This is a genomic window from Vibrio maerlii (assembly GCF_003415655.1).
GTDB classification, from domain to species: domain Bacteria; phylum Pseudomonadota; class Gammaproteobacteria; order Enterobacterales; family Vibrionaceae; genus Vibrio; species Vibrio maerlii.
The window spans coordinates 86,490-98,043 of record NZ_QRHC01000005.1 but is presented as its reverse complement, the minus strand read 5'-3'; the positions used below and the strand labels follow the sequence as shown (position 1 = coordinate 98,043).

Below are 11,554 nucleotides of genomic sequence, written 5' to 3'. Positions count from 1 at the left end.
TGGGTGTGAAAATTGTCACAATAACCTCTCATCAAGACTCTTATTATCTTCCAAGTTTTAAGTCTAATTAGAATGACTCTGGATAGAGGATAAGAGATGACAGTATTAAATGGTGAGTGGACGCTAACCTCCAAACAAAGACCTGAGATCAATATATCGATGATGATTCCAGGTGATAACTACAATGCGTTATTAAAGGCGGGCATGATTGAAAACCCATATTACGGTTGTAACGAACATGACGTGCAGTGGGTTCGCGAATGTGATTGGCAGATAGAGCGTACGTTTGTTGTTGAACCAGAGCAATTGAGCTGCAATCAACTGGTCGTGAGCTTTACTCGATTAGACACGGTCGCATCGGTTTACGTTAACGAAGAGTTAGTGTTAAGTGCTTCGAATATGTTCCAGAAACATCAGGTAGATATTAAGTCATTCGTTAAGGCGGGTGAAAACTCGATGCGTATTGAGTTTGCTCAAGCGATTGCAGAAGCGAAGCGCCGAGCGGATCAACTTCCATTCCCTATACCGTCTTCAATGGGTGACAACAATCAAGTTCCGCATATGAATATTCTGCGTAAAACGCAATGTCATACTGGTTGGGACTGGGGTATCTGTCTTCCAGTCTCGGGTATTTATGACCCTATTATCGTTGAAGAGGTTGGTGATGTTCGACTGAACTATGTGACGACGGAGCAAATTTGGGCAGAGGATGGTAGCGTTGAGTTAGTGCTGAATATTGATCATTCAAAGGGCGTTGAGCAAGAAGTGGTTGCTCACTTTAATGGTCACACACAACAAGCAGCATGCGTTACTCATGGCTCGACAGTAATCAGATTTATGGTTGAAAACCCTAAGTTATGGTGGCCAGCTGGCTATGGTGATCAACCATTGTACGACCTCAAGGTTGAACTTGCGGGCCAGACGGTTGAGAAGAGGATTGGTCTGCGCCATTTAGAGTTGAATACCGAAGCTGACGATATTGGTTCTGCGATGGAATTCCGAGTCAATGGATTCCCCATTACAGCGAAAGGCGCAAACTGGATTCCAATTGATGCCATGCCATCTCTGGAATCAGAAGAGCGTTACCGTGCACTCCTAACCTCGGCCAAAGAAGCGAACATGAACATGATTCGCGTCTGGGGTGGTGGACATTACGAATCTGAAACCTTCTACAATACCTGTGATGAACTTGGATTGTTAGTGTGGCAAGACATGATGTTCTCTTGTGCATTATACCCATCAACACCAGAGTTTATTGCAGATGTAGAACCAGAAATAGCGCAGCAAATACGTCGCCTTAAAGATCATGCCTGTATTGCGATTTGGTGTGGGGATAACGAAGTTATCGGCGCGTTGAACTGGTACGACGAATCGAAGAACCAACGTGATAAGTACACAGTCAACTACGACCGTTTAAATCGCCGTTTATCAGAAGTGATTCAAGGTGAAGACACCACACGTACATTCTGGCCTTCGTCCCCATGTAACGGGGATCTTGATTATGGTGATGCATGGCATGATGACAATCGTGGTGATATGCACTTCTGGGATGTGTGGCATTCTGGTTCATCTTTCAAGGCCTACTTAGATATTCAACCTCGCTTCTGCTCGGAGTTTGGCTTCCAATCATGGCCGTCGTTCTCAGAAGTGAAATCGTTTGTGCCTGAGCAAGATTGGAATGTTACTTCACCAACGTTTGAGAGCCACCAAAAGAATGGTTCGGGCAACAGTATTATCACTGAGATGTTTACTCGTTACTTCCGATTCCCTGCAAACTTTGAGCAGATGCTTTACCTAAGCCAAGTTCAGCAATCCGTGGCGATTAAGACAGGCTGTGAGTATTGGCGCTCTATCGGTCCAACATGTCGTGGCATGCTCTACTGGCAGCTTAATGATTGTTGGCCGGTGAGCTCTTGGTCTAGCCTAGAGTACAGTGGCCGTTGGAAACAGCTCCATTACCACGCTAAACGTTTCTTCGCACCGACGTACTTACCGTTTGTTGAAACAGAAGATGCATTGACGGTACGAGTATCGAATAACCGCCGCGAAGTGAAAGCAGTCAATGCTAAGATTGTGCAATCCACGTGGTCAGGTGAAATCTTGAATAGCTGGGATATCAACGTGGAAGCTAAGCCAGACGATAATCAAGAAATCTGGACGCTGGAGAAAGCTCAATGGCACTCTACTGCACAAGATTATTTCTTCTATGTGGAAGCTGATGTAGAGGGTGAATACATCCAGAATACATGGTTCTCGACGCCAGAAGTGAAAGGGTTGCCACTTGAGAAAGCGAATGTATCTGTCGAGGTAAATGGTGATACTTTAACCTTCACAACAGACAAGCCAGCTTTCTATGTTCATGTTGAGTTTGATGGTGATGGACGTTTTAGTGATTCAAGCTTCACACTATTGCCAAATCAGCGTAAAGAAGTGAAATACATCGGTGACCAACTGGATGAATTGGCTAACTCGCTACGAGTCTACCACCTAACTAACAGTTACTAGTTTAAACCGACACAATCAATTACGGCCTCTATCTGCGTTTGCTGATAGAGGCTTTTTTGTGGAAAACACTCAGTAATAGTTATTCATTCTGTGATCCTGATAAGAATCAACGGCGATCAAGATTGCTAGGTCGATTTAGCTTGATTATTTTAGGCATACACAACGTCTCACCTATCGAAAACAATGACTATAAAAGATAAGGCCACGATTTACGATGTGGCTGAAGAAGCGAACGTATCGCCAGCTACCGTATCCCGTTACTTGAACCGAACCTCAGCAATCGCCAAAGAAAAAGTCACAGCGATTGAGCGAGCAATTTACGACCTCGGATTTAGACCAAAGCCTAGAGGTAACAAAGCTAATCGAACGATGCGTATTGGGGTGGTTGCACCCTCCTATGAGACCTCTTATGTGACTCACTTACTCGATGGTATGGATATGGGTATGTACCACCTTGCCTATGAAATTATTATCGAAACTACGCAATGGAAGGTTGAGCGAGAAAAGAGGGAGTTAGAGAACTTAGTTCGTAGTGGTGTCGACGGTTTAGTCATCATGGGTGGTTTACTTGAAGAATCTATCATTAAAGAGATCGTTGGTGACTTGCCTACGCTGACTATTTGCCGAAGTCCACAAGGTATTTTTCCTGATTTTAATGTGGACAGTGAACTTGGGGGCTACATGGCAACCAATCACCTTATTCAACTTGGTCACACAAAGATTGCGCATATCCATGGGCCGATGCAAAGCCAAGATGCAAGGGATCGTCTAGCCGGGTACAAGCGCGCACTCAACTCTGCGGGAATGGAAATCAACGATAAATTGATTGTTGATGGTGAATACTCAGAAGATGGTGGCTTTAGAGCAATTGAAAAGCTTCTCAAGCGAGGGGTACCATTTACTGGAATATTTGTTTCCAATGACGTGTGTAGCTATGGTGCAATTCAAGCTCTGTATCAGCACAATATTTCTGTACCGAATGATATATCGATAGTTGGCTTCGATGACTTGCCTTTATCAAAGTACTTTATTCCAAGATTAACTACGATACGTCAACCCTTTAAAGAACTGGGAAGTATCGCAATTAGGTATTTAATTGATTTGATTAATGGTTATAAACCTAAATACGATGCGCCTAATGTCAACTTGATCGCTAGGGAAAGCTGCAAAAGGCTCTAGATGTTTCAAGATAAGCCATTGTTTTTATAAATATAATAAGTAAATGTTTTATATTTGTTTCTTTGGGCAATGTTATTTGTGCTGATATTCTTATTATCGAACATTGGTCAATAGCTAGCGGGTAGGGTGAGAATTTAGTCACATTCGAGCAACAATTCAGTCGTTATTATCTTTCTACACAATCTGGTCAACTTACTAATTAAAACAGTAGCGTTGAAGCCAATAATAATAAGGAAATAACGATGAAAAAGACCCTACTCGCAGCTGCTATTACAGCAACGTCATTAATGTCTATTCCGACAATGGCTGTAGCAAATGATGCGGATACCCCTAATCTACGAATTCTTTCTGAGTTTTCTACTGGTTGGGTACAAAACTTCAACCCTTGGATCGGCGGTCGCCAGAACTTCTCTTATGAATCCCTTGTATTGTTTGACCTACTGGATGACTCGAAAGAACACTATTTCCTTGCAACTGGCTATGAGCTATCTGATGACCTAACGACATTGACTGTTGACCTACGTGAAGGTGTTAAATGGTCAGATGGTGAAGCGTTTACGGCAGAAGATGTAGTATTTAGCTTTGAATATCCAAAAGCACACCCTGCAATCGACACCTCTGGTCTAGGTCAAAAAGTAGCGTCTATCACTGCAATTAATGATCACCAAGTTGAAATCAAACTTAACGAACCAAATGCTTTTGCCGCGCAAGATGTTATTGGCGAGTTCACAAAGATTGTTCCTAAACATATCTGGGAAAACATCGAAAACCCAGCAGCAGAAGTGAATGCAAACCCAGTTGCTACTGGTCCTTTTACGGTTGTTCAACGTTTTACTCCTCAAGTGTACGTATTGTGTAAGAACCCGAACTACTGGAACAAAGACCTGAAAGTTGATTGTGTGGAATTCCCACAAATGTCTAATAACGATGCTGCTCTAGAAATGATGGCGAAGGGTACCATTGATTGGGCGGGTATTTTTGTACCTGATATTGAAAGAACGTACGTTGAAAAGAGTCCTAACAATAAATATTGGTTCCCATCGAGTGACGGTGTTCGTCTAACATTCAATTTCGCTACTGATAACGAAAGTGCGAAGAAAGCGTTCTCTGATGTGAATTTCCGTAAAGCGGTGAGTCTATCGATGGATCGTGATGCGATGATGATGATCGGCGCATACGGTTATGTGAAAGGTGACAACCCAGCAACAAACTTACCAACTGCTCAATGGCGTTGGCGTGATGCTACAGCAGATGCAATGTGGGAACAACTTGCTCGTTACGATGTTAAAGCAGCAAAAGAGATGCTAGCGAAAGGTGGCTTTAAAGATGTTACCGGTGACGGTTTTGTTGAAAACCCAGACGGTAGTGAGTTCCAATTTAAGATTCAGGTACCAAGTGGCTGGAGTGATTGGGTAAACAACACGTCAATTGCTGTTGAAGGCCTACGTGAAGCGGGCATCAATGCATCAGTGGTAACGCCAGAAGCAAACGCATACGCGAAGAACTGGGAATCAGGTAACTTTGATGCGCAGTTCGGTGGTGGTTCATTGCAATCGTCAGTTTGGAAATTCTACGACTACACTATGCACTCACGCTACCAAAAATCACCTATTTGGTGGTCTACATCTTCAACTAACTACGTGAACCCAGAGCTAGACCAGTGGATTGAATCACTAGGTCAATCTAAAGATGAAGCGACGCAAAAAGAGTATGTAGCGAAGATCGAGCAGCACATGGCAGAGAACGTAATCATGATTCCTCTGTACTACAACGGCGTTTGGTACGCGTACAACGACTCTCGTTTCGAAGGTTGGGCGAACGCAGACAACCCATTCATTCACCCTGCGCCATGGGATGGTATGAGCCGTATGGTTCACCTAATGCACCTAAAACCTAAGCAATAATCTCACTTCTTCAATCCCGGCACATGGAAGCGTGCCGGGGTTGAAGGCCTCTCCAGTCTCAATGGATGACTATCCAAAGAGCCATAATTAATTATAAGAAAATCAGTAAGTGAGGAGTATATGAGATATATCCTTAGCCGTTTTGGTTTCTACGTTTTGGCGTTTTTAGCTGCGGTGACCATCAACTTTTTCTTACCTCGCATGATGCCAGGTGACCCAATTCAATCTTTTCTTGCTCGACTCGCGCAGTCTGGTGGACAGATTACTCCAGAGACGATTGCTTCTTTAGAAGCACTTTATGGTTACTCAACCAGCGTTCCTCTGTTTGAACAATTTCTTACCTACTTACAAAACATCTTAATTGGTGAGTGGGGCTTATCAACTCGATTCTTCCAACCTGTAATGGATGTACTTGGCCGCGGTATGCTTTGGACATTGCTACTAGTTGGTACTTATCTATTAGTTTCTTACACATTGACAACCTTGTTAGGTATTTATGTGGCTTGGAAGCGTGGTACTTGGGTAGATTCCATCATCACGGTATCGTCAGTGGTTATTTCTTCAATCCCTGCGGTTGTAATGGCGCTACTGATGTATTTCTTGTTTGCTTCTGATTTAGGTTGGTTCCCAACCAGTTATGCTTATCACCCAGATTTAGACCCTGCCTTATCGTTTGAATTTGTCGGCAGTGTTGCTTACCACTTGGCACTTCCTTTACTCAGCATGGTGCTACTCGGCATGGGTAACGTAATGGGCATGCGCTCAAACATGATCAACCAATTAGGCGAAGACTTCATCGTGATGGGTTGGGCAAAAGGCGTAGAAGACAAGAAAGTGATGTTCCAGTACGGTGCTCGTAACGCAGTTCTACCAATGATCACGACCTTTGCTATGTCAGTAGGTGGCATCTTCGCCGGCTCTTTGATCATCGAGATTATCTTTAACTACCCAGGCTTAGGCCAGGTAATGTTCCAAGCGATGCTTGCTCGCGATTATCCATTGATTCAAGGATACCTATTGATCATGACGATCATGGTTCTTGGTGCGAACTTCATTGCTGACTGCCTTCTATTCAAGTTAGACCCTCGTCTATCTGCTCAACTGGACTAAGGGGAGAATCATCATGTGGAAAACAATTAAACAATTTTTATTGGATAACCCAAAAGCAGCGTTTGGTATTACCATTGTGACTGTTGTGGTATTCATGTGTATATTTGCACCGCTCTTCACCGATATTGCACCTAACGCACGTGTGGCGCGTCCTCACCAAGCGCCTAATATGGACAACATCCTTGGTACGACGCGTATGGGGCGTGACGTTTGGGCTCAGTTCCTGTACGGCGGCCGTACATCTCTGTTGGTCGGCTTTATTGCAGGTACCTTTGTCATCTTTATGGCAATGCTTGTTGGCATCTCAGCTGGCTACTTCGGTGGATGGATTGACAACACATTGTCATTCTTCACCAACCTTGTGATGGTTATTCCTAGCCTACCATTGATGCTTGTACTAGCTGCTTTCCTTGACCAAGTTTCACCAATGGTTATCGCCATTATAATCGGGGCCACCTCCTGGCCGTGGGGGGCGAGGGTTTTGCGTTCTCAAACGTTAGCGATTCGTAACCGAGATTTCATCCACGCAGCAGAAGTAATGGGTGAGACGAAAAAACGCATGCTGTTTGCAGAAGTAATGCCGAACATGATGTCAATCTTGGCTTCGCTGTTCATTGGTACGGTTATTTACGCCATCATGACTGAAGCAACACTTGAATTCATTGGCCTAGGTGACCCGTTAGAAGTGACATGGGGCGTAATGCTTTACAACGCTCAGCAGACCTCAGCGATTCGAATCGGAGCATGGTGGGAAATCTTGGCACCAAGTGTCGGTCTTGCTTCTGTAGCGATTGGTTTAGCACTGATTAACTTCTCAATTGATGAAATTTCTAACCCTAAACTGAAAGCACAACGCATTATGACTCGCTTCCGTCGTGAAGAGAAAAAGGCGGCTAAAGAGCTAGCAAAAGCTCAGCAACAAAAAGAGAAGCTAGCACAAGAAGGTAACGCATAATGAGTAACGATAAATTAGTGGAAGTAAAAAACCTATGCGTTGATTATGTTACGTTCGATGGCAAAGTGCGTGCGGTTAACAGTGTTGATTTTCATATTGGTCGTGGTGAAACCCTAGGTCTTGCTGGTGAATCTGGTTGTGGTAAGTCGACGATTGCCTTTGCTTTGATGCGTTTGCACCGTCCGCCAGCACTCATCTCTGAAGGGGAAGTCCTGTTTGAAGGGCAAGATGTCCTTAAGATGGACGAGGAAGAGCTTCGTTCTTTCCGTTGGAAAGATGCTTCAATGGTATTTCAGAGTGCGATGAACTGCCTTAACCCTGTGAAAACCATTGAATACCAATTCTGGGATATTTTTGATGCTCATAACATGGTGAGCAGCCGTGAAGAGTCGATTGAAAAGGCGAAAGAACTGCTTCAAATTGTCGATATTCCTGCAGAGCGTTTATTTGACTACCCACACCAGTTCTCTGGGGGCATGCGTCAACGTGTAGTTATCGCCATGGCGCTTGCGCTTAAGCCAAAACTGTTGGTCATGGATGAACCAACAACGGCTCTTGATGTGGTGGTTCAGCGTGAAATCTTACAAAAAGTGTACGAACTGAAGCAGCAATTTGGTTTCTCTATTCTGTTCATTACTCACGATTTGAGTTTGATGGTCGAGTTCTGCGACCGTATCGGCATCATGTATTCTGGCCAGCTGGTGGAGCTAGCACCTTCCAAAGAGATCCTAAGTGAACCAATGCACCCATATGCGAAAGGTTTGGGGGATTCGTTCCCAACCTTGAAGGGTGAACTTCAAGAGATGAAGGGTATTCCGGGTAACCCGCTTGACCTGCGTAATGTGCCGGACGGATGTCGATTCGTTTCTCGTTGTTTCCATGCTTCTGATATTTGTCATCGTCAGTCGCCACAACTGGCGAAGTCGGGCGATAATCGATGGGTATCTTGTCACAGACCATTAGAGATACCGTCAAAGATGGTTGATGACGTCGAAGTAAAGTTAAGCGTAGTGGAGGCTTAAAATGAATGCATTAAACCAAGCAACATTAGCCGAAGCGAAAGAGCTAGGCCAAGTGATTATCGAAGCGAAAGACCTTACCATTGACTTTAAGAAGTCTGGTGGCTCGCTATTCAAACCAAAGCAATACCTAAGAGCCCTCAATGGTTTGAACTTCCAGTTAAGAGAGGGGCGTTGTCTTGCTGTTGTTGGCGAGTCTGGATGTGGTAAAAGTACCAGTGCAAAAATCGCGACTAAGATCCATAAAGCGACACAAGGTGGCATTTACTACAAGGGTAAAAACATTGATGACATTACTTCAAGCGAAGAGCTGGATGCTTATCGCCGCGAAGTACAGATGGTGTTTCAAGACCCGTTCAGCTCATTAAACCCACTGCATACCATACGTTATCATCTCACTCGCGCAATGAAGCTTTACCATAAAGTAACGCCAGAAGAGATGGAGCAGAAGCTCATCGATATCTTGGAAGAGGTAGGGTTAACGCCAGCGAAAGAAGTACTGGAAAAATTCCCGCATCAGCTTTCAGGCGGTCAACGCCAGCGTGTTTTCCTAGCTAAGACTTTGGTGATCGGGGCAAAAGTTATCTTGGCGGATGAGCCGACATCGATGCTCGATGTTTCGATTCGTATTGGTGTTTTAAATCTTATGAATAAGATGAAGCATGAAATGAACAAGGCATTCATGTACATCACGCATGACATCGCGACAGCGCGTTACTTTGCCGAAGATACAATCGTGCTTTACTGTGGGCATATGGTGGAATGGGGTTCAACAGAAGCTATTACTCAAAATCCACAACACCCGTATACTCAGTTACTTCTAGCTGCAGTGCCGGACCCTAGCCGTAGTATTCATGACAAGCTACCCACACACCGTTCACTGGAAACGCCAATGTGGTCGCCAGAGAAAACAGGTTGCCCGTATGCAGCTCGTTGTCCGAATGCCAAAGCGGAATGTACAGAGTATCTACCTGAACCAGTACAGATAGCATCAAATCATTACACTCGCTGCCACCTATTTTCGTAGCAAGTACTGATACTAAATGAAAAATGCCCGCTTATTCTTGAGAATGAGCGGGCATTTTCTTTGAGCGTACTTTACTTGGGTTTAGCCACAGCATTTCTTATACTTCTTGCCGCTACCACAAATACATGGGTCATTGCGCCCAACCTTGAGACTAGAAATTGGCTGGTTTAGGCGCTCATCAACAACGGGCTCTTTCTGTGCTTGCGGGAACGTACCATCGATGTAGTACCACAAACCGTCTTCTTTCAAGAAACGAGAACGCTCGGTTAAGCAAAGCTGTTGTCCATCTTCATTGAGATAAGCATTGAAGGTAACAAAACCTTCGTTCTCATGACTTCCAGCTTCAGTGTTTGTTACCTCGAGTCCACACCAGTCACTGTGTACTGAATCCGCAATGCCTTCTCGTTGTTCTTCTGCATTACAACTCGGATGATAGGTATTAATCACATAGTCAACGAGTCGAAGCTCATGAGCAGCATAGCGTGAACGCATCAACTGTTCTGGAGTGGTTACTGATGAGTGGTTTAAATGAGCAGGTTCGCAACAATCGCTGTAAAGCTTGTTGCTATGGCAAGGGCAAGGTTGAGACATAGGTGGAACTCAATAGAAAATTTAGCGCAATTATACTGCTAAATTATCTCACTGCCAGAACACTTTCAGACCAAGCAACGGCATCTGCATAGCTTCGAGAGAGCGTATGCCCCGATATTCCAAGCTCTTCTGATAGAGACATCACGCAGCTCCAGTCGGCCTTTTCGTAAGCTTTAGTGAGCGCAAGCAGCTTACCCAGAGTCCCCTGGTTACACAGAAGTGCCTTATACACATCGTTATCAATCGCAATCGTGTTCAATAGATCTTCTAGTGGTTGATCGAGGATCGAATCTAGCAGCGAAAACATGCCCATGATGAATGCTTGCCCAACCTCTATATTAGGTAAGTGCTTGATACACAGCTCTTCACAAAAAAAAGCACGTTGTACAGACAGAGCATACAAAGAGCTAGGTTTACCCGTGTTAGTGTTGGCAATGGCTAATAGAGAGATGAAACGACGTAGTTGCTCTTCACCTAAATAGACTAACGCCTGATGGAATGACTTAATCTCGTTCGCTAAGTGCGTAACGTTATTAACGTACTTGAGCAGTTTGTATGACAGGCTAACATCCGCTGTAATTATTCGTTCTAGCTTTCCAAAATCGACAGGGTTACTTGATACCTCTTGCAGCATCTGTGAGACCGTTATATACAAAGGTGATATTGCGCTGTTTTTCATCATCTCCGGTTTACTAAAGAAGTAACCTTGAAACCAATCAAACCCGGCGTTTTTTGCTTGGGAAAACTCTTGGTAGGTTTCGACCTTTTCTGCAATAAATCGTATCTTGCTGCCTTGGAGCTTCTGAATGAATACTGCTGCTTTTTCTAATGGGATCTGACGAATATCGAACTTTATGATAGAAATGTAAGGTAAAAAACGCTTCCATTCCGGTTTTGGAATGAAATCATCTAGAGCCAACTTATACCCTTGAACGGAAAGCTTCTTAACGGCTTCAAAAAGCTCATCGGTTGGTTCACAACCTTCTAAAATCTCGACAATTAGTGAGTCATTAGGAAAGAGAGTGGGAATTTGTTTGACGATACTTTGATACGGAAAGTTAACAAAGCCTAACTTTCCATCAAGAGTTTTGTAGTGAGTGGTTAGCATATGGTCCGTCAAAAGTCGGCTCGTTGCATATTCTGCCTCGACTTCTGGAAAGGTATTATTTGGACCATCTCTAAATAAGAGTTCGTAGCCGACCGTTTCTCGGTTTTTATCGAGTATAGGCTGCCTTGCTACGTAAGAGTAATTCACTATCGTTGG

General features: G+C 44.1%; 9 protein-coding genes. 7 read left to right on the top strand and 2 right to left on the bottom strand.

The window, feature by feature from the left end; genetic code table 11:
• Positions 1-96 precede the first annotated feature (96 nt).
• From DPF91_RS10135 to DPF91_RS10105, 7 genes are all read left to right on the top strand, one after another.
• Positions 97-2,505 (top strand): beta-mannosidase, encoded by a 2,409-nt coding sequence (locus DPF91_RS10135; protein ID WP_117234312.1) that lies wholly within the window; start codon positions 97-99, stop codon positions 2,503-2,505.
• Positions 2,506-2,688: 183 nt separating this feature from the next.
• On the top strand, positions 2,689-3,684 hold the full coding sequence (locus DPF91_RS10130; protein ID WP_241033799.1) for a LacI family DNA-binding transcriptional regulator: 996 nt from the start codon (positions 2,689-2,691) through the stop codon (positions 3,682-3,684).
• Positions 3,685-3,926: 242 nt separating this feature from the next.
• Positions 3,927-5,588 carry an ABC transporter substrate-binding protein gene (locus DPF91_RS10125; RefSeq protein ID WP_117234311.1) on the top strand — a complete coding sequence of 554 codons (1,662 nt, stop codon included), beginning with the start codon at positions 3,927-3,929 and terminating at the stop codon, positions 5,586-5,588.
• Positions 5,589-5,708: 120 nt separating this feature from the next.
• Complete coding sequence (locus DPF91_RS10120) at positions 5,709-6,698, top strand: ABC transporter permease (protein ID WP_117234310.1); 990 nt, start codon at positions 5,709-5,711, stop codon at positions 6,696-6,698.
• Positions 6,699-6,711: 13 nt separating this feature from the next.
• Positions 6,712-7,653, top strand: a complete 942-nt coding sequence (locus tag DPF91_RS10115) for an ABC transporter permease (RefSeq protein ID WP_420855595.1) — start codon at positions 6,712-6,714, stop codon at positions 7,651-7,653.
• Entirely contained in the window at positions 7,653-8,675 is a 1,023-nt protein-coding gene (locus tag DPF91_RS10110; protein ID WP_117234308.1) for an ABC transporter ATP-binding protein, read from the top strand. The genes DPF91_RS10115 and DPF91_RS10110 overlap by 1 nt, the downstream gene beginning before the upstream one ends.
• A gap of 1 nt (position 8,676) precedes the next feature.
• A complete protein-coding gene (locus tag DPF91_RS10105) occupies positions 8,677-9,699 on the top strand; it encodes an ABC transporter ATP-binding protein (protein WP_117234307.1) in 1,023 nt (340 codons plus the stop codon).
• An 81-nt stretch (positions 9,700-9,780) separates the two neighbouring features.
• Here DPF91_RS10105 and DPF91_RS10100 read toward each other — a convergent pair whose 3' ends face one another.
• On the bottom strand, positions 9,781-10,290 hold the full coding sequence (locus DPF91_RS10100) for a YchJ family protein (RefSeq protein ID WP_117234306.1): 510 nt from the start codon (positions 10,288-10,290) through the stop codon (positions 9,781-9,783).
• Between the two features lie 43 nt (positions 10,291-10,333).
• Positions 10,334-11,545 (bottom strand): EAL and HDOD domain-containing protein, encoded by a 1,212-nt coding sequence (locus DPF91_RS10095; protein ID WP_117234305.1) that lies wholly within the window; start codon positions 11,543-11,545, stop codon positions 10,334-10,336.
• Positions 11,546-11,554 lie beyond the last annotated feature (9 nt).

Excerpts from the sequence above, each read along its gene's own strand:
- DPF91_RS10110 (WP_117234308.1), top strand. The coding sequence starts at position 7,653 with ATGAGTAACGATAAATTAGTGGAAGTAAAAAACCTATGCGTTGATTAT.
- DPF91_RS10100 (WP_117234306.1), bottom strand. The coding sequence starts at position 10,290 with ATGTCTCAACCTTGCCCTTGCCATAGCAACAAGCTTTACAGCGATTGT.
- DPF91_RS10120 (WP_117234310.1), top strand. The coding sequence starts at position 5,709 with ATGAGATATATCCTTAGCCGTTTTGGTTTCTACGTTTTGGCGTTTTTA.
- DPF91_RS10115 (WP_420855595.1), top strand. The coding sequence starts at position 6,712 with ATGTGGAAAACAATTAAACAATTTTTATTGGATAACCCAAAAGCAGCG.
- DPF91_RS10130 (WP_241033799.1), top strand. The coding sequence starts at position 2,689 with ATGACTATAAAAGATAAGGCCACGATTTACGATGTGGCTGAAGAAGCG.
- DPF91_RS10135 (WP_117234312.1), top strand. The coding sequence starts at position 97 with ATGACAGTATTAAATGGTGAGTGGACGCTAACCTCCAAACAAAGACCT.
- DPF91_RS10125 (WP_117234311.1), top strand. The coding sequence starts at position 3,927 with ATGAAAAAGACCCTACTCGCAGCTGCTATTACAGCAACGTCATTAATG.
- DPF91_RS10105 (WP_117234307.1), top strand. The coding sequence starts at position 8,677 with ATGAATGCATTAAACCAAGCAACATTAGCCGAAGCGAAAGAGCTAGGC.